The organism is Blautia sp. DFI.6.71, assembly GCF_020593585.1.
In the GTDB taxonomy this organism is placed as follows: Bacteria; Bacillota; Clostridia; order Lachnospirales; family Lachnospiraceae; genus Blautia_A; species Blautia_A wexlerae.
Genome location: NZ_JAJDMJ010000026.1, coordinates 31,565 through 52,747 on the forward strand (window position 1 = coordinate 31,565; position 21,183 = coordinate 52,747).

Annotated in this window: 24 protein-coding genes; 6 read left to right on the plus strand and 18 right to left on the minus strand. The window is 39.2% G+C overall.

Going from position 1 to position 21,183, the window contains the following annotated elements; translation table 11 throughout:
* Both LJE12_RS11845 and LJE12_RS11850 read right to left on the minus strand, forming a co-directional pair.
* The gene (locus tag LJE12_RS11845) at positions 1-603 is read right to left on the minus strand and encodes a YdcF family protein (protein WP_330380589.1); all 603 of its coding nucleotides are present in this window, start codon (positions 601-603) and stop codon (positions 1-3) included.
* 269 nt (positions 604-872) lie between these two features.
* The gene (locus LJE12_RS11850) at positions 873-1,637 is read right to left on the minus strand and encodes an N-acetylmuramoyl-L-alanine amidase (protein ID WP_008703740.1); all 765 of its coding nucleotides are present in this window, start codon (positions 1,635-1,637) and stop codon (positions 873-875) included.
* Between the two features lie 263 nt (positions 1,638-1,900).
* On the opposite strand from LJE12_RS11850, the gene LJE12_RS11855 reads away from it, so the two are divergent.
* The 3 genes from LJE12_RS11855 (at position 1,901) to LJE12_RS11865 (ending at position 4,752) form a co-directional block, all read left to right on the plus strand.
* A complete protein-coding gene (locus LJE12_RS11855) occupies positions 1,901-2,887 on the plus strand; it encodes an ABC transporter substrate-binding protein (RefSeq protein ID WP_008703741.1) in 987 nt (328 codons plus the stop codon).
* A 150-nt stretch (positions 2,888-3,037) separates the two neighbouring features.
* Positions 3,038-3,955, plus strand: coding sequence for an ABC transporter permease (locus LJE12_RS11860; RefSeq protein ID WP_118520985.1), 918 nt, complete (start codon positions 3,038-3,040; stop codon positions 3,953-3,955).
* Between the two features lie 2 nt (positions 3,956-3,957).
* Positions 3,958-4,752, plus strand: a complete 795-nt coding sequence (locus LJE12_RS11865; RefSeq protein WP_008703743.1) for an ABC transporter ATP-binding protein — start codon at positions 3,958-3,960, stop codon at positions 4,750-4,752.
* A gap of 74 nt (positions 4,753-4,826) precedes the next feature.
* Here LJE12_RS11865 and LJE12_RS11870 read toward each other — a convergent pair whose 3' ends face one another.
* From LJE12_RS11870 to LJE12_RS11915, 10 genes are all read right to left on the minus strand, one after another.
* Positions 4,827-5,777, minus strand: coding sequence for a DUF5688 family protein (locus LJE12_RS11870; RefSeq protein ID WP_022380368.1), 951 nt, complete (start codon positions 5,775-5,777; stop codon positions 4,827-4,829).
* Positions 5,778-5,953: 176 nt separating this feature from the next.
* The gene (locus LJE12_RS11875; protein ID WP_120062321.1) at positions 5,954-6,430 is read right to left on the minus strand and encodes a low molecular weight protein-tyrosine-phosphatase; all 477 of its coding nucleotides are present in this window, start codon (positions 6,428-6,430) and stop codon (positions 5,954-5,956) included.
* A 184-nt stretch (positions 6,431-6,614) separates the two neighbouring features.
* Positions 6,615-8,414: a DUF4209 domain-containing protein gene (locus LJE12_RS11880; RefSeq protein WP_173701096.1), complete on the minus strand. Its 1,800-nt coding sequence runs from the start codon at positions 8,412-8,414 to the stop codon at positions 6,615-6,617.
* 110 nt (positions 8,415-8,524) lie between these two features.
* Positions 8,525-9,805 (minus strand): site-specific integrase, encoded by a 1,281-nt coding sequence (locus tag LJE12_RS11885; protein ID WP_173701095.1) that lies wholly within the window; start codon positions 9,803-9,805, stop codon positions 8,525-8,527.
* Positions 9,805-10,014 carry an excisionase gene (locus LJE12_RS11890; RefSeq protein WP_173701094.1) on the minus strand — a complete coding sequence of 70 codons (210 nt, stop codon included), beginning with the start codon at positions 10,012-10,014 and terminating at the stop codon, positions 9,805-9,807. Before LJE12_RS11890 ends, LJE12_RS11885 begins: the two co-directional genes overlap by 1 nt.
* Before the next feature lie 109 nt (positions 10,015-10,123).
* Entirely contained in the window at positions 10,124-10,348 is a 225-nt protein-coding gene (locus LJE12_RS11895) for an excisionase (protein ID WP_173701093.1), read from the minus strand.
* A gap of 51 nt (positions 10,349-10,399) precedes the next feature.
* Positions 10,400-11,320, minus strand: a complete 921-nt coding sequence (locus LJE12_RS11900; protein WP_015560861.1) for a phage major capsid protein — start codon at positions 11,318-11,320, stop codon at positions 10,400-10,402.
* An 18-nt stretch (positions 11,321-11,338) separates the two neighbouring features.
* Positions 11,339-11,578 carry a hypothetical protein gene (locus tag LJE12_RS11905; protein ID WP_005612402.1) on the minus strand — a complete coding sequence of 80 codons (240 nt, stop codon included), beginning with the start codon at positions 11,576-11,578 and terminating at the stop codon, positions 11,339-11,341.
* A 17-nt stretch (positions 11,579-11,595) separates the two neighbouring features.
* The gene (locus LJE12_RS11910) at positions 11,596-13,905 is read right to left on the minus strand and encodes a phage/plasmid primase, P4 family (protein ID WP_227292196.1); all 2,310 of its coding nucleotides are present in this window, start codon (positions 13,903-13,905) and stop codon (positions 11,596-11,598) included.
* Between the two features lie 36 nt (positions 13,906-13,941).
* Entirely contained in the window at positions 13,942-14,118 is a 177-nt protein-coding gene (locus LJE12_RS11915; protein ID WP_015560864.1) for an excisionase family DNA-binding protein, read from the minus strand.
* A gap of 142 nt (positions 14,119-14,260) precedes the next feature.
* On the opposite strand from LJE12_RS11915, the gene LJE12_RS11920 reads away from it, so the two are divergent.
* Entirely contained in the window at positions 14,261-15,139 is an 879-nt protein-coding gene (locus LJE12_RS11920) for a hypothetical protein (protein ID WP_173701091.1), read from the plus strand.
* 164 nt (positions 15,140-15,303) lie between these two features.
* On the opposite strand, the gene LJE12_RS11925 is transcribed toward LJE12_RS11920, so the two are convergent.
* Complete coding sequence (locus tag LJE12_RS11925; RefSeq protein ID WP_173701090.1) at positions 15,304-15,969, minus strand: hypothetical protein; 666 nt, start codon at positions 15,967-15,969, stop codon at positions 15,304-15,306.
* A 385-nt stretch (positions 15,970-16,354) separates the two neighbouring features.
* Between LJE12_RS11925 and LJE12_RS11930 the strand changes: the two genes are divergently transcribed.
* Together LJE12_RS11930 and LJE12_RS11935 are read left to right on the plus strand one after the other, a co-directional pair.
* Positions 16,355-16,615, plus strand: a complete 261-nt coding sequence (locus LJE12_RS11930; protein ID WP_173701367.1) for a helix-turn-helix domain-containing protein — start codon at positions 16,355-16,357, stop codon at positions 16,613-16,615.
* Positions 16,616-17,329 carry a DNA-methyltransferase gene (locus tag LJE12_RS11935; protein WP_173701366.1) on the plus strand — a complete coding sequence of 238 codons (714 nt, stop codon included), beginning with the start codon at positions 16,616-16,618 and terminating at the stop codon, positions 17,327-17,329.
* Positions 17,330-17,400: 71 nt separating this feature from the next.
* Here LJE12_RS11935 and LJE12_RS11940 read toward each other — a convergent pair whose 3' ends face one another.
* The 5 genes from LJE12_RS11940 to LJE12_RS11960 form a co-directional block, all read right to left on the minus strand.
* Complete coding sequence (locus tag LJE12_RS11940; protein WP_004850455.1) at positions 17,401-18,318, minus strand: adenine-specific methyltransferase EcoRI family protein; 918 nt, start codon at positions 18,316-18,318, stop codon at positions 17,401-17,403.
* A 9-nt stretch (positions 18,319-18,327) separates the two neighbouring features.
* Positions 18,328-19,158 carry an EcoRI family type II restriction endonuclease gene (locus LJE12_RS11945; protein ID WP_004850453.1) on the minus strand — a complete coding sequence of 277 codons (831 nt, stop codon included), beginning with the start codon at positions 19,156-19,158 and terminating at the stop codon, positions 18,328-18,330.
* Positions 19,139-20,104: a DNA-methyltransferase gene (locus LJE12_RS11950; protein WP_173701365.1), complete on the minus strand. Its 966-nt coding sequence runs from the start codon at positions 20,102-20,104 to the stop codon at positions 19,139-19,141. Before LJE12_RS11950 ends, LJE12_RS11945 begins: the two co-directional genes overlap by 20 nt.
* Before the next feature lie 31 nt (positions 20,105-20,135).
* A complete protein-coding gene (locus tag LJE12_RS11955; RefSeq protein WP_015541237.1) occupies positions 20,136-20,321 on the minus strand; it encodes a hypothetical protein in 186 nt (61 codons plus the stop codon).
* 124 nt (positions 20,322-20,445) lie between these two features.
* The coding region (locus tag LJE12_RS11960) for a hypothetical protein (protein WP_227292197.1) at positions 20,446-21,183 on the minus strand (738 nt) is incomplete at its 5' end.

Here is a 21,183-nt window from a genome sequence, read left to right on the forward strand (position 1 = left end):
TCATCTCTCCAGCATCAGTGAAAATTGTTTCACGATTCTGGAGAGTTCTCCTGTAACCGCATCAATTCCTTCTTCGTTCTTTCTCCAGTTTTCTCTGGTAATTCCATCTGCATTCACAGGCACCACATAAAATTCTGTTTCCGGATACAAGAGCTGATAATACATCAGACATCTTCTTGCATGGTAAGATTTGCAGCACAAAATCGCTCTTTCTATTTCCAGTTCTGCATGATCTGTCACCTGTCTGGAATAAATTGCGTTCTCATAAGTAAAGGTTGCCTGATCTTCTTTCAGGATTTTCTGATCCGGAACTCCGTTTTTTATAAGAACATCCCTGAGAAATTCCCATTCTGTTCCATATTCCTTATTATATACATTGCTTTTTTCAAGAACGCCTGAAAACTTTCCATTTACTACGCTGTATTTTCCACTGGGCAGAATCCAGTCCGCCATCCCTTTCTTAAACAATTCTGCTGCTTTTTCCGCCATCTGCGGATAACCATTTCCAGGGACAAAAATAATATCAGATTTTTCCGGCTTGTTTTCTGCAAAAATAAACTCTTCTGAACTTTTTAAAAATTTTTCATATACGTCATTCATCATTACTAACTCCTCGTTATCTGTTTTTTCTACAGCACCTCTCAAATAATGCGTTTGTAACAGTCCAACAGAATTTCACGCTCTGATGAGCCGGAACAATATGCATTATTTACGAAGATTTCTATGGAATTTCTATAGATAGATACAGTGTACCATATTTTTTCTATTAACGTACAACCAAGTTAATTCTTAAAACTATGTCCCCCACTGCTTATGTTACTGTTCACAGCAACACGCTTCGCGATGCACAGACTTCCAATATTTCCAGAAGGCTATTTTGTCACAATAACCGTACTGTAACCATCATCCCTCAGTCTCTGCTCCATATTTACTGCATTACCAATCTGCTGATAGGCACCTGTCTGAACTTTATACAATCCGTTTTCATGTAACATAAAAGAGGGATAACCTTTTTCCAGTAACTGATATAACATACGGTCCGCATTCTCTTTTTTTCTGAACGCTCCAGTCTGCACTCTGTAATAAAGCGGTTCCTGCACTGTTTCCTCATCCAGGCTTCCAAGAATCGCATCTGCAATTCCCTGAGCTATATCGCTAAACTTGTTATCAAACAGTTTATTATCTTCTTCGGAATTGATAAATCCGGTTTCTATTAAAAGAGCCGGCATCCTGGTTCGTCTGAGGACCACAAGTCCCGGCCGCTCTTTTACACCGATTTCGCGGAATCCCACTTCTCCCAGAGCTCCCAGAATATTCTCAGCCATCTGATATTTAATCCCGCTTTTATCATAAATCAGAACTTCCGCTCCATTATACTGATTTTCCTTTGGACTGCTGTTTCGGTGAAATGAAATAAAGTAATCTACTCCTGCCTGATTTGCAAGCTGTGCCTTCTCAAAAGGTGTCTGATAGACATCACCGGTACGGGTATAAGAGATGTCAATCCCTTTATTTTTTAAAATCTCACCTACCGCAAGAGCAAGTTTAAGATTGTCATTCTTTTCCTGTCTTCCCTTATATACGGCTCCCGGATCCTGACCTCCATGTCCGGCATCCAGCATGATCGAATATGCCATGACGACACTCTGCTTTCTTCATATACTCTTTATACTATATGAATTAAAAATATAATTGTGCAGGTCGCTTGACTTTTTCACACTAAAGCGTTATACTTTAAAACGTCATAGTCGAATAGCCCGATGACATTATCCGAATCATTTACCAGTACTGCTTTCCCTGCAGAAAATCTTTCGGATTCAGGTAAGTTTTATATTATCAAATAATAAACGCAATTCTTACCTGACTTAATTTAAACATTATATTAGGAGGATATATCATTATGAAAAGAAAAGCATTAGCAATCACTCTTGCAGCAGCCATGGCTATGGGAACCTGCGCAGTAACAGCAAGTGCTGCTGACGGAGACAAATATACAATCGGTATCTGTCAGCTTGTACAGCACGAAGCTCTCGACGCTGCGACACAGGGATTCAAGGATGAAGTCACCAAAGAACTGGGAGAAGACGCAGTTACCTTTGACGAGCAGAACGCACAGGGAGATTCCAACACCTGTTCTACAATCATTAACAGCTTCGTTTCCAATAATGTTGACCTGATTCTTGCAAATGCAACTCCTGCTCTTCAGGCAGCTGCAGCAGGAACAAGCGATATTCCGATTCTTGGTACTTCTGTTACTGAATACGGTGTTGCACTTGGACTGGATGATTTCGACGGGACTGTGGGCGGAAATATTTCCGGAACTGCAGACCTTGCTCCCCTTGATCAGCAGGCAGCAATGCTCAATGAACTTTTCCCGGATGCAAAAAATGTAGGTCTTCTCTACTGTTCTGCCGAAGCAAACTCTCAGTATCAGGTAGATACAGTAAAAGCTGAACTTGAAAAACTCGGATATACATGTGAATATTATGCATTCTCTGACTCTAATGATCTCTCTTCTGTTGCTACAACAGCAACTGACGCAAGTGATGTAATTTATGTACCGACAGATAATACAGTTGCTTCCAACACAGAGATCATCAACAACATCTGCCTTCCGGCAAAAGTTCCGGTAATCACAGGCGAAGAAGGTATCTGCAGCGGATGCGGTGTTGCGACACTTTCCATCAGCTATTATGACCTTGGTGTTACAACCGGTAAGATGGCTGTTAAGATTTTAAAGGACGGTGAAGATATTTCCACAATGCCGATCGAATATGCACCAAACTTCACAAAAGAATATAACAAAGATATCTGCGAAGAGCTGGGCATCGAAGTTCCGGACGATTATGTTGCAATCGGCGAGGCTGCTGAAGAAACTGCCAAATAAATCCGGTCAGACAGTTGAAAAATACTCACACCAACAGGATTTTAAATAACAGCTTATCAAACAGTTATAAAAAATTCAATTTATATGCGATCAGCGGGAAAGGTTTGACGCCTCTCTCGCTTTTCGCATCTCAACAGGAGGAAATTACAAATGCAAATTATAACATTAATCACTGCACTTCCGGGTGCAGTAGCCCAGGGTCTGATCTGGGGAATTATGGCAATCGGTGTTTATATCACTTTCCGTATTCTTGATATTGCAGACCTTACAGTTGATGGCACTATGTGCACCGGTGGTGCAGTGTGTATTATGATGATGCTTTCCGGTCATAATGTCTGGATTTCTATGTTGGCCGCTACTCTCGCCGGAATGCTGGCAGGCCTTGTAACCGGAATTTTTCACACCTTTATGGGAATTCCCGCAATCCTTGCCGGAATCCTGACACAGTTATCTCTGTATTCCGTAAACCTGAAAATCATGGGAAAAGCAAATCAGGCAATCAACGTTGATAAATATAATCTTCTGGTTTCCCTGCGACATATAAAAAATGCATCTCTTTCCAAAAACACAATTTTTATTGTAGCAGTTATGTGTATTCTCCTGATTGCCATTCTCTACTGGTTTTTTGGAACAGAGCTTGGCTGTTCCCTTCGCGCAACCGGATGTAACCCAAATATGTCACGCGCCCAGGGTATCAACACAAACAGGAATAAAGTTCTCGGACTTATGATTTCCAACGGTCTGGTAGGACTTTCCAGTGCACTCCTTGCACAGTATCAGGGATTTGCAGATGTCAACATGGGACGTGGTTCCATCGTTATCGGTCTGGCAGCAGTTATTATTGGTGAGGCAATCTTTGGACGTATTTTCCGCAACTTTGCCCTTCGCCTGTTAGCAGTTATCTTCGGTTCCATTCTGTATTATCTGGTACTTCAGATTGTTATCTGGATGGGTATCGACACTGACCTGCTGAAAATGCTGTCCGCAATCGTAGTTGCTCTCTTCCTTGCATTCCCATACTGGAAAGGCAAATACTTTAATAAACCAGCCAAAAGGGGAGGTAAATAAAAATGCTTGAACTTAAAAATATCTATAAAACCTTTAATCCCGGAACCATTAATGAGAAACGTGCATTAAATGGTCTGAACCTGAAGCTGAACGAAGGCGATTTTGTAACTGTTATCGGAGGAAACGGTGCCGGCAAATCTACTATGCTAAATGCTGTTGCAGGAACCTGGCCGGTTGATGAAGGACAGATTCTTATCGACAATATTGATGTTACAAAACTTTCTGAACATAAACGTGCTACATACCTTGGACGTGTGTTTCAGGATCCAATGACAGGAACCGCTGCAACAATGGGTATCGAAGAAAACCTTGCACTTGCAAAACGCCGCGGAAAATCCCGTCTTCTCCGCTCCGGAATCACTAAAGCAGAGCGCGAAGAATACAAAGAGCTCCTGAAAATTCTTGGTCTTGGTCTGGAAGACAGACTGACTTCTAAAGTAGGGCTTCTCTCGGGTGGTCAGAGACAGGCTCTTACTCTTCTGATGGCAACGCTTCAGAAACCAAAGCTTCTGCTTCTGGATGAACATACCGCAGCTCTTGATCCGAAAACAGCTGCCAAAGTTCTGGAGATTACAGATATGATCGTAAACCGCGATCACCTTACGACATTGATGATCACTCACAACATGAAGGACGCTATTGCACATGGCAATCGTCTGATCATGATGATGGAAGGAAAAATCATTCTGGATATCCAGGGAGAAGAAAAGAAAAAACTGACAGTTAAAAACCTTCTGGACCAGTTTGAAAAAGCAAGCGGAGAAGAGTTCAGCAATGACTCTGCACTGCTCGGATAACCGTATAAATTACTCATAACGTTTCTAAATATCCTTTATATGAGAGTACTTTTTTACAGAGTACTCTCATATTTTTATTTCTCATCTTTTTCCAGTGGAGTTACACAGATAAATTTATGTGTTTCCCTATTGTACTGGTAGATTCTCGACGTCAGATAGTCCTCTTTCGGTGTAGCCTCCCTGATCGTATCCCGCAAAACACACTGCAAATCTTCAGGTTCTACAAATTTATCATTGTGGATCATTACCTCATGTACACTGGTAAACACCATATAGAAATCGGAATCCAGCATATATGCCAATTGTTCTGCCACTCCCGGCAGGAACACTGCAACTGCACCATTTGTTTTCTTCGTTGTACTGAGACAATTTCCCATTGCATCTTTCTTCAATTCACACTTATCACCCAGATTCATAAAACTTTCACCTTCATATTCCGGATTAAAAATCATCTGTTCCCATCTGTAAATTCTTGGCGGACTCATGAAATACGTATTGAGAATCGCCTCCTTAAACACTTCATCACATTCTTTCCCCCACTGTTCCAGCATTCCCTGCCGGATTTTTGTACTTGTCACACATCCTTCATATTCCGTAACTTTCATATAAAGCACAAGTGCAATATCACCAAGGGTTTTATACACCGCATCCTGAAGATCCGCGGAATATTTATCTGCATTCAGCAATCTTATAAACAGGCGGGGTTTTGTCTTCTCATAATCCCTGATCACTCTTGTTTTCTCATAAATATCCGCCTTTTTTATTCGATTCAGATCATCTGTGATTTCTTTTATAATTTCCTCAAACGGACTGCCATTCTGATAAGATTTAAAAAGTTCCTGTGTATAAAGTCCACAGACCTCCCAGGCATCATCATGCTCTGCAAACTTCACCAGCAGTCTGTCTCCTACAGGCGCAAACCTCCCGCCTTCTTTCTCAAAAGAAATATTTTCCCTCGGAATCCCTGTAGCCTCGTAAATACCAATCTCCAGTTTCTCTACGAATGTTTCATAGTCTTTCTGCATATTCAGTTCCTTTCTTGCTTTGAAAATAATACGGGCAGGATGCCCTGATTTGAACGTTGACTTTCCGTTTTCGGAAAAAAGAAAATAAGGGAGCGAAAGCCCCCTTAAGAGTCGCTGTAGACATAGTATAAAATAGCCACAGCTATTTGTAAAGTAAATTTCATCGACAATATTTATTACAGTTTCTTTTTATCTTTCAGATATTCCAGAAAAGCCTCACAGCCCTCCACCACATCCGAATATGTGACATCAAATCCACCTGTATACCATGGATCTGCGATATCCCTCGGATCATCACTGTAATCCAGAAGAAGTTTAACCTTGTCCTCTGGATCTGATTTCAATATTCTTAACATATTCTTCAGATTCCAGTGGTCCATACCGAGAATATAATCATATTTATCATAATCTGCCTTCGTTAGTTGAACTGCGCGCTTACCCTTACAATCAATCCCATGCTTAGCAAGCTCCTCTCGCGCCGGAGGATATACCGGATTCCCGATTCCATTCCATATCTCCTCAGTGCTGGTTGCAGCAGATGCGATATAAAATCGGTCTGAAAGACCTTGTTTAGAAACCATGTCTTTAAAAATGAATTCTGCCATTGGTGAGCGGCAGATGTTGCCGTGGCATATAAAAAGTACTTTTATCATTGTTTTGGTTCTCCTTGTTTTGCCCCGGAATGCCCTGTTTTGCAAGGGATTTCGGGGATTTGTGAAATGTGTGTATTGGCTGACATCTTGGCAAAATAGGGCAAGATGGAGCAAGTTGTTGTGGGCTGTTAGTAGTAAAGTTGGTAGTAAAACGGGATTTGGTTACTACTAAGGATTTTTATCATCAATGTATTACTTTAAGTGCATCCTTTCTTGGCATCTCAAAATGTTTTAGTTTTTCACTATTCTTTAATATCTGATAGCATGAAGCAGATGTAAGCGAAAGTAATTTTATAACCGCCACTCCAAAATATAAGCAAACACCTGTAGAGCAAGCATATTCACTTATGATACCATGTGCAATCTCATTTCTTATATTTGCACCCGCTTGTTCATTTAACAGTCCTCTAAATGTAAATAAAATATCATTATCATAACAATCAACCAATTCTGGCAACGACAGAATAGAACTCAGCACTTTTTCCATTGACGAGCCATCTTTTTCTAAAGTTACTGTTAATCCACCTACCTCTCGTGCAATATTTCTAAAAAGATTTTCTACCTGTGGTGCAAGAATATGTAACGCTTCATAATAGTCTCCGTTCAAGAACATATATAATCCGCTTTGGAAAATTCGTTCTCTTCCATCGGGAATAATTGGATTATCTTTAACTAAAAACTCCATCATAGACTTATCAATAACAAATTTATCTCTTATTATAATTAAAGCATTCTTCACCCAAATATCACCAGCAACTTTTTGTTTTTCCAATGCATTTTGATACATATGTAGCTCCATAAGTTTCGGATCTTTTTCTGGGTCATGAATATCTAGCGGATGTAACGCCAATACCGTTTGTCCTTGAGCATTTATTAAACTCTTCCCAAATAAATGTGAAATAGGATTATCTTTAAATTCTTCTATTACACGTTTTTTTATATCTTCCTGTTTCTCAAACACAAACATCTGTGTCAACCGAATTACACATTCTTCAAATGATAATCCTTCCATATTTGCTTTTAGATTATCGATAACACCTTTTATATCTAATTCAACAGAAAATGGCACCATTATTTTAGGTATTTCTTTTTGTATTTCAACGAGTCTTTTATGAGCGGCGTCTGCTTTGTCTGATTCTCCATTATTGCGATATAGCATTATTCCTTTTTGATAAAAATTGACAGCCCTTAATGCCCCTTGTATATCCTTCTTGAATATTTTCTCTGCAAACTCCAGATAATAATCTGCCAATAAATTGTTATTTTTTATTGCATCTTCCTTTCTTTTCAATTTAAACAAACATTCCGTTTTTAATTTATATGCTTGTTCTACCTTTGCAATATTATCACTGTTGCCATCAATCAAATCATCTAATACTTTCAAAATTATGGATACATCAAAATTCTTTTGCTTAAAGAAAAGTTCCATTATTCTCAACGAAAAAAAGCCTTCGGCACTTGCAGCCTTAGTATCTATAAACTCGTTAAACCACTCTTGTATTTCATTATACAATGTAGTTTGTTTTGTTTGTACTGAAATGCATACTGCTCTGCGAATCATATCAATTGTACCGACATTATCTTCATCCGTATACCACAACATAAATAATTTCCAATATGCATCTGCTGCAATTTTAGCAGCACTAAATTCTTTTTTATTAGTCCACAATATATCCGCAATCAGTGCACGTAAAATCAATGGCATTTTATCTAATTCCAAACTATGCAATATCAAATAATCATCTTCTGATATATCTTCTATTGAAAAAGTTCGACTACCATCTGCCATTACAAACATAGGATGAAATTCTATTCCATCATCATGAATTTTTGTTCCCAATGAAACTATGTTTTTCAATAAATCAAAAATACTTTTTTCTTCTTCACTTAATTCGATCCTATCAGCTTCAATAAACAAATTAGGTGACAACGAATATCTTTTATTCACAATACTCCGATTCAATAACTCATATATGTTCACCATATCATCTCCTAAATGCTAAATCTCCCTAAATTATATTATATCGCCATTTATATTTCTTTTCCATAGAAAAAACGCCCCAGCCTAAGCCAGAGCGTTACCTATCTTCCATATTAAATTACCTTAAACATCTTCTGTGACATTGGTTTCTCTTTCTTCTGCTCAACCTCTGCCTGTGCCTTCCTAAACTCTTCCATTCGCTTCAATTCTTCCTCAGCATCATCAAATCCGATATGCGTGTACACATTCATTGTGACCGATATATCCGAATGCCCCATGAGGTACTGCAATGTCTTGGGATTCATTCCCGATTTCGCCATATTACTGCAATAGGTGTGTCGGCATACATGAGGTGTAATGTTTGGCATCTGCACTCGGTAAATGTCATTGTATCTGCCGACCATATGATTGAATCGGTGCTGCCAATGCATTGCCACAAGTGGCATTCCATTATCATCATAAAATAGAAATCCGCTATATCCATCTATGGCTTTCTCCACTTTCGGTGCGTTTCTATCCTCAATGATTGCCTGAAACATCTGTGCCACATCCTCCGTGATTGGTAATACTCTTGTTCCGGCATCCGTCTTTGTAGTTTCTATGATATACCGCATATCTGATGTTCGCTGCAACTGGTGGTCAATATTTACAGTTCTGTTCTCAAGATCAATGTCCTTCAGCGTCAAACCACAAAATTCTGATATTCTCATTCCCGTATGAAAGAGTATGTACACCACTTCATAATATTTACAGTACACCACATCGTCATGCACAAACTTTAAGAACTTTCTCATCTGATCTTTTGTGATTGCCTCTCTTGTAACTGCATCATTTACCAATACTCCGGCAAGTTGAAATCCGAATGGATTCTTTACCAGAATGTCATCATCCACCGCCATCTGAAAGGCTGGTCGCAACACTCCACGGATGGTATGAATGGAACTGTAGCTTTTGCCATCTTCCTGCTGCAATTTGATAAGAAACAGCTTTGCATCGGAAGTTTTCACACTTCGTATCGTCTTTTTACCGAATGCTTCCTTTGCAAGTAATCTCTGTACTGTAACATATCCCTGTTTCGTGCTTTGCCTTACTCCAGTCTTTGTTTTCAAATATCGGTCTACCAGTTCACAGACTGTCATCTGTCCGTCTACGATATTCACAAGCAAATCTAAATCTGTGTTTACTTGTTTTTCCAACTCTCGAAGGGAAAGGCATGGTTTCTTGCCCTTTGGAAGTTTGTCCGTAGGCTCCAATTTCCAACTGTATACAAAATGTGGTTTTCCATCAATATGATATTTATATTGATATTTTCCGTCTGCCCTTACGCTTTCTCCCGGTCTTAATACTCTGCGTTTGGAATCCCGCCTTGTCTGTCCTCTTCCTGCCTTTGCCATTATACCCGCCTCCTTAGTTCTGGATGGTTACGCAGATACCTTTCAAAGGCTACACGAAGAATCAGCTTGCGTTCTCCGTAGTATGCCAGAAAATCTTCTCCATCCGTATTATTCAATAAATCATAAAATTTTCTCCGGCTCAAAACAAAATATTCAATTGCCTCAGAAGGATTTAAAATATCCTTTTCTGCTAAATTTGGTCTTGCCATAAAGCACTTCCTTTCTGCCAAAAGTGGCTGTTTTCACAGGTTTTCGAGGTCATACTATATATCACTCTGAACGCTGATAATATCAACTACTTTCGGCAGACAAACGGAATTATATCTCCGAAGAAGCACTGATAAATTTTTCAAACTGCGGGCGGATAATCAGATACCTGTTTCCGCTGAATACCGCAAATCTTCCTCTGTTATCTTCTGCCAGTCTACGCATTTTCTTTGTCCCGATATTAAAATACGATGCTGCTTCTTTGATTGTCAGTGTGTACTTTTCACTCACAGGAACAAGTGTATTTTCCGTAGTATCATGTTTTTCTATTGTCATGTGCAATCCTCCTTCCATACGAGGCTGCAGTATTTCCACAGCCCCAACTGCTTAGTCTGCTGCCATCTGAAGTACCTTGACTGCATCCTTACGGATCAACTTTCCATCCAGATACTCGCATCCCAGATATCCTACCTGTCCACGCATGGCAAACTTTTCTTTCAATGTGCGGATAGTCAGCGGAAAACGCTGAACGAGCCAGTAATTGCTGAAATCTCCAAATGCGATTACTTTCTGCCCCTTTCCGATAGACGGCATGGAATCAACAATCTGCACAGGTTTTGAGAAAATCGTTTCATCACTTTCCTTCCACAGATAGTTTCCGGCTGAATCTTTGAGGGTACGGAGTGCCAGAGCCGTTTCGTCATTCATAAGCCATGTACCATGTTTACGGTATTTCTTATCCACGGATAGATACAGTTTGATGATCTCATCATAGCTGATAGCAGAATCACTCTCTGCCGTCACGCCCGTTTCTGCTCCGTCAGTGGCGTGCAGAATACCTGTCGGCTGATTTTCCCCTGTTCCGTTGATAAACGCCTGTTCCTCGCTTGTGCCAAAACAACGTGCCATTTTCCCGATTACATAATCCTCTATGGCAAAGGACTGGTCAGAAGCGAACTCCAATCCAAGTCTGACAAGCTCGGACAATCGGTATGCCTGTACTTCAAATCTCTGAAAATCGTCCTCGTTATCCATGCCCTCCAGATTGACCATATCGCCCCATTCAGCCTGACCTTCACAGTCAAATGTCCAAAGACGGCTGTCACTTCTGGTCGCATTCACAACGGTTGCCAGCTGACGGACTGCACTTTCTTTCTGTAGTACTGCCGTATATTTTTTATTTGATTCTCCGGGCAGATGGTACGCATTTGTCTTGCTTTCACGGTTGTTATAAAGGCTGTCCGTAACTGCCTGTTTTCCTCTCATTTCGTTCCAAAAATCGTTATAATAAGCTGTACTGTTAATCATAATAAACCTCCTGAAAAATTATTTTTGTGTCATATAACCACTCTGTCTGCAATAATCCACTGCTTCAGAATAGGACAGATAAAACATCTCCAATGACCCGTCAACCACACGGTAATAAGGCGGGTCACAGGATTCGCTTGCCATGATAATGACCGGGCATCTGTCCCTTAAATTGATGACATTCACACATCTGTACTTGTCTGTTGAAAAATCCGATGGCTCAAACCGCATCGGTGGTGCTGCTTTCTGTTTTCCCATGTGTACCTCCTTTTTTCTTAACAGAAGAAATCTCTGCACAAGAGCCGATATCCAGTTAAAAGTGTAGTCTTTTCTCCGCCATCCCTTGGACGCCTGCGGACTATCGTACCGATTGTGCGGAGTGCCTGATTAAAATTCCGGCTGTTCTCCGCAAAATATCCATTGTCATTGCACCAGTTTCGGTATGCCTGATACACTGCCGATGTCCGGCATTCCGCATCCTTCTCCTGTTCCAGAAATTCCTCCACAAAAAGTTCCATCTTATCGCTGTCATGCTGATAGGACATGGTGGCATCTTTTACTGCTTTTGGCTGAGCGAAACCTTCTTCTTTCAAGATGGTGTAGCCTTCAATCAGCCAGTTTAAGATGGCACTTGCTGCCTCCGGCCTGGAAAATTCTGCTTTCAGATTCTGTTCCTGCTCCCATTCCTCAAAATGTCTGTCAAAGGGAATGATTACGACACGTCCGCTCGAAAACAGTGTCATATCCGTAATAGCCGGAAGATAATTTGTATTTACATACAGCTTGAACTGTGGTTTAAAATCAAAACTGTTTTCATGCAGGAATCTGGCATTCAGTGTATCATTTCCCGTCATGCTTTTGATCTGTGCTTCATTCAGCACCAGTCCCCGCCTTGGCTCTGAGATATTGGCGAACCGCACTCCGGCAAGACGTGCAATATCCTCTGTCGGGTTCTGGCTGTTGGCAGACGGCTTTGCAGCAATCGTTTCCGGTCGGACAGTCAAACCGTAATCTCCCATCACATGAAGTGTGCTTTCCATCAGAGTCCCTTTTCCATTTCTGGTAGTTGCACCATAGTAGAAAAACATACATTCATAGCGGGTATCCCCTGTCAGACCGTAACCAAGGCTTTTCTGCCTGAACCTTGCTTTCTCCGTATCCCCACTCATCACCTCTGAAACAAATCTGGTAAAACGTGGATTCTTGGCATTCGGATCATAGGCTGCCCCGGCAATCTTGGTCAGCTTATCCTGTGGTGTGTGTGGATGGAACTCTCCCGTCTGCAGATCCAATGTTCCGTTCTGACAGTTCAGGTAATAAACATTGCGGTCGAACTCAGACATTGCAATCGGATACACACTCTGGGCATCACTGATATACGTGTTGCGGTAATTCCGGCTCTGCCATTTCGCAGAAAATTCCAGATAGTCCTTTCTTCTGCGCTCATCGGTAATTGTCAGGGCATATCTGACCAAACTGTCCGCAAGGAATTTTGCAAGCTCCATTGTTTTCAGTTCGCCAATGTCTGGAATCCACCGGGTCCCGTCATACACATACCACTTTTTCCTTTCCGGCACATACCTTGCGATATCTTTATACACATCCGCAAACAATCTGCCTGAGCCGTTGTCATTCCACGGGTATCTGCTGTTATCCGACACGTTCAGTTCTATCAGCTTCTGCAGCATATCATCGAAATCGCTCTCCGCTGATGATTTTGCATAAGGCCTGTAGAAATCCAGTGCCTGTGCCACTGCCTTTTCCAGCGTCAATGCACCGTAGGTTGATCCACTCTGCACACGGTCCCACTTGCTCCGCATCAATCTCGATCTTCGGAACAGCCTGTCCATCTGCTCTGTGTCACCGCCACACCAGAATGCAAGGATACTTGCAAGCGACATATCCGCATCGCTGTGGGATTTTCCTTCCGGAATTTCTCCATTCCACAAGGCTTTGAACTTTTCGCCCTGTCTGGAATCCGATGCCAAGCGGACCACGGAATCATCGGACAGATAACTGCCGGGAATATCCTGTACATCGTTCTTTTTCTTAGAAATCGGACGGAGCATATAAGTTTCCAGTATTTCCCCAATTTCAGTGCTTCGCTCTTCAACACCACGGTTGCGGATCACATTTCCTGTCAGAGTACAGAATTTCTTTGTTACACCTGCTGCATAGATTTCCAGACCAAGTTTCTGATTATTGATGTAATATCTGCCCGTATCATAAGACAGGGAAGATGCCTTACATACAATGCGGACTCCCGTGCCGGAGGGACTGAATTCTGTATAGGAGTCCATTTTCCACACGACATCTTCTGCCATTTGTGTCAGCTTTCCACCAAACACACAGTGGTCGATATCTACCATGCAGAAATCATCAAATGCACCCATACCGATTCCGTCATAACCATCCATTGCACTGACTGCCAATCGAAAATCCGAAAAGGTATTTTTATCGGCACTGCTCGCTTTTCTGCCATTTGTCTGATACGGCACTTTTGTCATGCGTCCGTTTCTTTCTTCATATTTCCACAGACAGAACCGTCCGTCTTTTTTCAACTGTTCCGGAAGTTTCTCATACATTCTGTGCTCCTCCTTCCCCGCTTATTTTCTGACGTATCATTTCTCCGTGGCTCTTGCCGATAACCACACCTTAAATTCAGAAACAGGAACCAATACCCGCTTGCCTACACGGACGATTGGAAAATCCGCTTCTCTGGTCAGTGCATACGCTTTGCTCAGGCTGATTCCCATCTGCATTGCCATTTCCTGTACGCTCATCGTAACTTTATCCATAGCCATCCTCCTCCCTGCATTCCAAACATGAATTGCTCTTGTTTTCTATCACAGTATACTTTATAATGTTACCAAAGGCTATTTTCTATTGGTAAGAACTCGTACCGAAAGCAAATTCTATCGGTAAGAATGGAGGTAGAATATGAACGAAGATTTCAGTTTGGGGAAAATGAGTGCGGATGCACGGCTGACCGCAACTTTCAAATGCTATGAAAAGACAGAACAGAATGGAAAAATCGTAATCACCGCCTGTCTGGGCAAGGGCGATGTTCCGAAACTCAACCGTGGATACGGCTTGGACGGAAATGAGCTCTGGCTTTCTCTGAATAACCTGTACCAGAGTATCCGTGGAAAAGATGACTACACTGCTGCCGATGATATCATTTCTTGGTGTCAGCAGTACGCACACCCCTACTATGCCTCTGAGGACATCGAAGAATATCGTTGGGATATTGAAAAGGATACGGAATACTGGGATTTTTCCACTAACATTCTTGGTAATTTCACTTTTGATGTTCACACCATGCGGAAAGATCTCGAAAGCCTGTACCGGGATACCCTTGTCATCCTGATGTTCAAAAAATGTCTGGAACGGCTTGACGTTTCCACGGATCTTGCGCAGATTACATGGACGAATGAATTTGCAGATTTTAATTCGTTTCCTATGCAGAAACATCTCGGTAAAATATCAGCTTACCTAAATAAAATGAGTGGCGTAACCATGAAGTTGGGACTGGATGAAAATGGAGAATTGAAGGTCATGCCGGATTTCCATTCTGTTTTTGATGCTGCCCGATTCGCTCTGTCGCAATATGTATCTATCCCTACGGATTACCCCATTGCTTATGCCGACCGTGTGGGCGTTGCCACCTGTGAGTGCTGCGGCCGTCTGTTCATCAAAAACGGAAACCGCCAGAAATACTGTGACAATCCAGAATGTAAAAAGGAACGAAACCGAAGAAAATCCCGCACTGCATATCACAGAAAGATACAGGAAGAAAATGATAACCGCTGGGCGTGACCACGGCTGTTTTCACAATGGGGCAAGATGTGGCAAGTAATATAGGTTATTTTCTATATAGGCTCTATAAGAATAACCTAAATCATCTGCCACAAGTTGCCCCAACTGTTTTTCCCATAGAAAAAGGGCATCGGTCTGCACCGACACCCCATGTCATTTTATCCTTATTCTCCGCAGCGGAATGCTGAATTTCCCGTAAGATTTCTAAGCAGAATCTTTCTCGCTGTCTTATACTCTTTTCCGATAAAGCCAAGTCTGAGCAGAAAACAGCGGAAAGCATATTTGTCATTGTCCGTTTCGGTCGGCTTTGATGATACCCTTTTTGCATCTTTTGCCATATCACACAGTCTTGAGATAAATTGCGTATAGGCTGCGATCTCATCGACATCCGTTGTGTATGGAAACCATGTGAAATTTATTTTTTCCTTTGTAATGCCAATTTCTGTGCTGTCCGTCCGAAATGCACGTTGAAAAAGTATCTGCTTATTTGCTATGATCTTCTGTAAATTTTCCAATGCCGTATCCGTAAGGATTTCTTTCGGAACAGCTATTGTAAGCTTGTCCTGCTGCATTGGCACTTCTTCAGTAAATTCCGCATCATCTTGAAAACCACACTCTCGTAATTGCCGAATTAAGTGTTCTACCATTTCTACCGCTACTCCCTCCGGGATGTGCAGCACTCCCTCTTTGTCCAGTCGGTATCCTGCAATATCGTAAGCACAGCTTGGTACTCGCTCATAATGTGGTACTGTTCCAAGTATTTTTCCAATCTCCTGTGCCAGCTTCGGTCTCTGCTTCGATTCCAATGTAAATCTGATTTCATTCTTCATAATATGTACCCGCCTTTCTTTTTCGGTAGTACATATATCACTCTGATGGCACAGAATAGCAAAACGTTTTTAATTATATTTCTACAAAAAAATACGCATAAAAACTGTGCTTTTTCTATCGTTTTACACATGGTTTTTATGCGTATTTTGGTATTATCCGGCAAAACAAAATCGGCTAAAGAAGCGGTATTCTATGGGAATTTTCATATAATATGGATTCTATGGGTATCCCCCCTGTTTAATTCTGCGAAAATTCGCACGAAGGGGGCCATCGGTCTTCAGGCAGAAAGGTTGTAGAGATTTGGATACCCCTGTCTCATTTTCATGTTTTTATTGATTTTTTCACAGAAATGTGATACCTTTATTTTATTCTGGAGGTAGGAACATGAGCGTAAGCTATAAAAAATTGCAACACATACTAATTGAGCGTGAAATATCGCATTCTCAGCTAATGAGAGCCGCTAATATTTCTGCTAATATAATTTCAAAAATAAAAAACGGACAATACATTGCCCTTGATAAAGTTGAAAGCATTTGTACTGCCTTAGATTGCACTCCAAATGATATTCTTGTATTCCTTCCCGATTCAGAAGTCAAAGATGATACACATTCAAAGAAAACAGAAAAATTTTCACAGGAGGGATAATTGTTTAGTACTAATTCAAGCGCATATAAACTTTTTAACGAAAACAACCTTGATTTTATGAAAAGATTGCCAGACTCATCTATTGACCTAATTTTGACAGATCCCCCATACAATCTATCCCAATTTGCTAGAGGAAATATTCATTTAAATAACGGTAAAACAATCAATAACAAAATCGCCGAATGGGATAGCATTCCTTTAAATCCAAATGACTATATAGAACCGTTTACCAGAATAATAAAACCCACGGGGAATATATTCATATTCACTAGTTATTCATTACTTGGCAAATGGTATGATGCATTTAACCCGTTATTCTCAACATTCCAGATATTCGTTTGGCATAAGACAACTCCCACACAAAGTGTATACCACAACAGTTTTTTGAACAGTTGTGAACTAGTTGTGTGTCTCTGGAATAAAGGTCACACTTGGAATTTTTCTTCTCAAGACCAAATGCACAACTTCTTCGAGTGCCCATCATGTATGTTTCCCGAAAAAATCATCTCTCCGAAACATCCAACGCAAAAGCCACTTGAACTTATTGAGCATCTTCTGTTAATTTCCTCTAACCCAAATGACATCATCTTTGATCCATTCATGGGAGTTGGCACTACAGGCGAAGCTGCATTAAAGAATAACCGACGTTTTATTGGAATCGATATAGATGAAAAATATGTAAAAGCATCTCTTAAAAGGCTGTCTATATACTAACATTTCTTATGACCAGCAAAAATACAAAAGTGACATGAACACTATCCCAAATAGTCTCATGTCACGTATTACTATGCTGTCTTTCGTTTAATAAGAATACGAAAATATGGTGCTTTACCATTTATTTTCAAATCTTTGTCATCATCACCTTTCCTAAATTTGATAATCTCAAACTGCTCAGGATCATATTTATTTAAGAAAGTAATCGGCACCCCCATTGCACCCATATAATCCATCGGAATATCTTGCGTTTTATTCACATTTATTCCCCGATAATTATCATAAAAAGGATATGATTCCTCATTTCCCTCATATTGCTTAACCAATTCAATGGGCTGATGTCTCTTCTCATTATCCAAAGAAGTTAACCACATACAATTATTCGGTGAAATTATTCTGTTTCCATTTTCATCAACCTTTGTTTCTGTTCCATATAATTCATAGCTTTCTGGAACAATAAACCCTGATATACCTCTTCCAAAGCAAACTCCTAACCATGCCTTATTGGATTGAATTAATGGAAAAACCTCTTTATAAGTAATCGCATTTATATTGCTTATAACCAAAAAATCCTTATCATATTTATCTAATTGACTGATATACTCACGAAACAAAGAAAACGGAGGATTGGTTACCACTATGTCACTCTGCTTTAATACCTGTATACACTCATTGCTCCGAAAATCTCCATTTTCTTTTAATTGTGTAATAGTTATTTCTTTTCCATCATAATTGTAGAATCTTGCATCTTCTCCAAAATATGTTGCATTCAATCCTTTTAATCCCAATTCTTCAAAATGCTCATAAAAAAATTTCCAAAAATTTGAATACTCCGGATCGTCACAATTACAATAAACCACCTTATCTCTAAAGTGTTTTGTATAATAAACCACTTCTTTTTCAATATCTATTAGTTGCGTATAAAATTCATCTTTCTTATTAATCTTCGCCTTATCTAACAGTGAATGATCGACTTCTCTTTTTTTCATTATATTTTCCTACTTCTTTATAAGCTGGTTAAACAAGTCTTTACCAAGCATTTTTAGTGATGTTCTTGCAACATCCATCATAACTTCTATCATATCCTTTGCATCCCAATGACCGCCTTCGCCTTTGGTATATATTGAAGCTGCTTGAAGCATTATTGTTGCTCCATTACATTTAACAAATCTGTTTTCACACAAATTTGTGTTGATTGGCATACCATAGTTTGCTGCAGTTAATCTATCTAAACGATTTAACATTCCATCATTGTATACTAATGTTACTTTTCTTCCATCTGGTCTTGTAACAATAACATTTTGAGTCAAAAAATTTGACCCTTCAAGAAATAGAATATATGGAAAGTAATTTTCAGACAGCATAAAATTTGCAATTTCGTTTACATTTTTATAAGCTCTTTCTATAGCATTGCCCGCTGCCATGAGATCTTGATTATTATTTTTTCCAACAAGCTTCCCCGCCTTAATATTCTCAATATCTTTCCCTTGATGCTTAGCTTCAGATACAACTACAACACGCCAATTTCCATCATCATCTTGGACTTCAATAATTCCACCATCTGGTTTTATACTCGCACTTTCCACAAAAAGTGTTTGTCCTAAATACTTATCTACTCTTTTTAATGCTTCATTAATCTCTTTTTTTGATAAATCCTTTCTATATCTAAAAGTCAGCATCGGGAACTCATACTCTAGCTGTTTTTTTACAAATAAAGACGTATTTCCAACCTCTGCATCATGTATTTGAGCATCTTTATGAAATATTGTAACAGGTCCCTGACCTTCTTTTTGCTGCATTGTTAATCTGTTAGATTGTCCCTTTTTCATTTGCAGTATCTCCTTTTGTATTATATTCAAAAAAATCTTGTATATTTTCAACTTTTCTATATTGTGTATTCTGTCCCAGTTCTTCCATTAACGAAATATGCTTTGCAAAATATTCAAGAGATTTATTATCACTGTCACACATCAAACAGTTTCTTCCTTCATTTATGCAAACTCTTCCCACAGTTCCACTACCTGCAAAGAAATCTAACACGGTAGCTCCCGGATATGATAGTGCTTTTATAAATCGTTCTATAATAGCTACCGGCTTTTGAGTTGGATGACCTACACGTTCTTTGCTATTTCCATTTAATCTTCCAATTTCCCACACATTGGTTGGGTTCTTTCCTTTTCTTGTTGTCTCAGGATTTAATCTTTTATCTCTTAATGCAACTTTTAAATCTTCTTCTGAATATGGTACTCTGACTGAATCCAAATCAAAGTAATAATCATTTGATTTTACCAGCCATATAGCTTCTTCATGCCTATTTGCAAAAAAACGATGTGCTGACATACCATTTTTATAATGCCATATGATTGTATTTACTAATTTAAATTTTGTATTTTTACGAATATACTGAATTATATCTAACAAATCTCCTGATTTTGCATCTCTAAACTGTATACCGCCAAAAATAACCATACTTCCATTATCGGATAAAACTCTATATGCCTCATCAATCCATTTTGATGCCCATTCGATATAATTTTCGTAAATATCCCACCCTGCCAATTCCAGATTATACGGGGGATCAATGCAAATCAATTGAATCGATTTATCAGGTAATTGTTTCAAAAAATCTCCACAATCAGATATACTATGTAAAAGCTTTATTTCTGCAGGCATCTCAAAATCAGAACTTGTTTTATTTTTTAGGCTTTCCTCTTTACGCATTTTATTCAAAGACATTAAAGCGTGATTATTATGGGATTTATTATGAATCGCCATGAGAATCCCCTCCCTATCCTAGTAACACGTTTTATATATCACCCTGTTTTTTCCTCCCTCTCCGGAGTTCTTGCGGCTTCTGAGTATTACTTGGAATTAGCCAAAGAATACCTTTTTGAATTGCACCTTCGACTCTCCCTTCACCGCACAGTATTCTAACTCTGCGACTTGAAATATTCCATTTTTGAGCTATTTCATTTGATGTTAAATACTCCATATTTTTTCCTCCAAGCACTGTAATATTATATTCCAAATTCGGAATAAATTCAACCAAAGATAACTTCAATCAAATTTCTGGTTATGAACTTAAATATTAACTAGCAATCAAGAAGTCACATCTATCAAATTTTTTTCTTTTTTATTTTATTCTCTTTATCTGTAATAAAATAATTTATCCACAGGTAATCAAGCAAAATACCTGTAATAAAAATCTTTATACCACCATTCTCATTGATTAAAAGCAATATAAAACTGACAGATGTTCCCAAAACTGTATACAGTTGAAGTCTTTGTTTTATGTATGATATTTCTATTTTTTTTGGATTTATATATAAATGAAATGCAAAATAGAAAAAACTAAAAGCAAAAAATATTATGCAAAACAATATCTCTATATTAGGAAAATATACTTCTCGTTCCAATATAATTTCAATAACACAGACAATAAAAAAAATGATATATTCTACATTAATAGAAATAATTATTCCATATATGTACGATAAATGCGTCATATTTTGTAATAACTGTCTTGGGTTATCATATTTACCTCTCGATATGAAATGAACAAATTTGGTACCTGAATCCAAATACATAAAAAACCACAATAGCCCAAATATTACCATAGAAAGCAATCCCACTTTCACTGCAATCATCTCATTAAATTTCATCATTATCGCTCCGATTATAAAGGGTGTCATGAGAGCAATCGCAGCACGCTTAAATCCCCATTTTGTTTCTGTCATCCAATAGTCCATCATCTTTCTGTAATTTCTTACAATCGCACAAATTAATTTTTCCATTTTCACTTGTATGATGTTATTAGAAGCAAAAACAACATACTTCCTTTCTTTTTTTGTTTC

Bases quoted from the DNA above. Each gene is read 5' to 3' on its own strand.
- LJE12_RS11910 (WP_227292196.1), bottom strand. From the start codon at position 13,905: ATGTATGAGAAACTTCCGGAACAGTTGAAAAAAGACGGACGGTTCTGT.
- LJE12_RS11955 (WP_015541237.1), bottom strand. From the start codon at position 20,321: ATGGAGTATTTAACATCAAATGAAATAGCTCAAAAATGGAATATTTCA.
- LJE12_RS11950 (WP_173701365.1), bottom strand. From the start codon at position 20,104: ATGGCGATTCATAATAAATCCCATAATAATCACGCTTTAATGTCTTTG.
- LJE12_RS11940 (WP_004850455.1), bottom strand. From the start codon at position 18,318: ATGAAAAAAAGAGAAGTCGATCATTCACTGTTAGATAAGGCGAAGATT.
- LJE12_RS11875 (WP_120062321.1), bottom strand. From the start codon at position 6,430: ATGATAAAAGTACTTTTTATATGCCACGGCAACATCTGCCGCTCACCA.
- LJE12_RS11850 (WP_008703740.1), bottom strand. From the start codon at position 1,637: ATGGCATATTCGATCATGCTGGATGCCGGACATGGAGGTCAGGATCCG.
- LJE12_RS11905 (WP_005612402.1), bottom strand. From the start codon at position 11,578: ATGGGAAAACAGAAAGCAGCACCACCGATGCGGTTTGAGCCATCGGAT.
- LJE12_RS11870 (WP_022380368.1), bottom strand. From the start codon at position 5,777: ATGCAGAAAGACTATGAAACATTCGTAGAGAAACTGGAGATTGGTATT.
- LJE12_RS11860 (WP_118520985.1), top strand. From the start codon at position 3,038: ATGCAAATTATAACATTAATCACTGCACTTCCGGGTGCAGTAGCCCAG.
- LJE12_RS11885 (WP_173701095.1), bottom strand. From the start codon at position 9,805: ATGGCAAAGGCAGGAAGAGGACAGACAAGGCGGGATTCCAAACGCAGA.
- LJE12_RS11845 (WP_330380589.1), bottom strand. From the start codon at position 603: ATGATGAATGACGTATATGAAAAATTTTTAAAAAGTTCAGAAGAGTTT.
- LJE12_RS11855 (WP_008703741.1), top strand. From the start codon at position 1,901: ATGAAAAGAAAAGCATTAGCAATCACTCTTGCAGCAGCCATGGCTATG.
- LJE12_RS11930 (WP_173701367.1), top strand. From the start codon at position 16,355: ATGAGCGTAAGCTATAAAAAATTGCAACACATACTAATTGAGCGTGAA.
- LJE12_RS11895 (WP_173701093.1), bottom strand. From the start codon at position 10,348: ATGACAATAGAAAAACATGATACTACGGAAAATACACTTGTTCCTGTG.
- LJE12_RS11925 (WP_173701090.1), bottom strand. From the start codon at position 15,969: ATGAAGAATGAAATCAGATTTACATTGGAATCGAAGCAGAGACCGAAG.
- LJE12_RS11945 (WP_004850453.1), bottom strand. From the start codon at position 19,158: ATGAAAAAGGGACAATCTAACAGATTAACAATGCAGCAAAAAGAAGGT.
- LJE12_RS11915 (WP_015560864.1), bottom strand. From the start codon at position 14,118: ATGGATAAAGTTACGATGAGCGTACAGGAAATGGCAATGCAGATGGGA.
- LJE12_RS11880 (WP_173701096.1), bottom strand. From the start codon at position 8,414: ATGGTGAACATATATGAGTTATTGAATCGGAGTATTGTGAATAAAAGA.
- LJE12_RS11900 (WP_015560861.1), bottom strand. From the start codon at position 11,320: ATGATTAACAGTACAGCTTATTATAACGATTTTTGGAACGAAATGAGA.
- LJE12_RS11920 (WP_173701091.1), top strand. From the start codon at position 14,261: ATGAACGAAGATTTCAGTTTGGGGAAAATGAGTGCGGATGCACGGCTG.
- LJE12_RS11865 (WP_008703743.1), top strand. From the start codon at position 3,958: ATGCTTGAACTTAAAAATATCTATAAAACCTTTAATCCCGGAACCATT.
- LJE12_RS11890 (WP_173701094.1), bottom strand. From the start codon at position 10,014: ATGGCAAGACCAAATTTAGCAGAAAAGGATATTTTAAATCCTTCTGAG.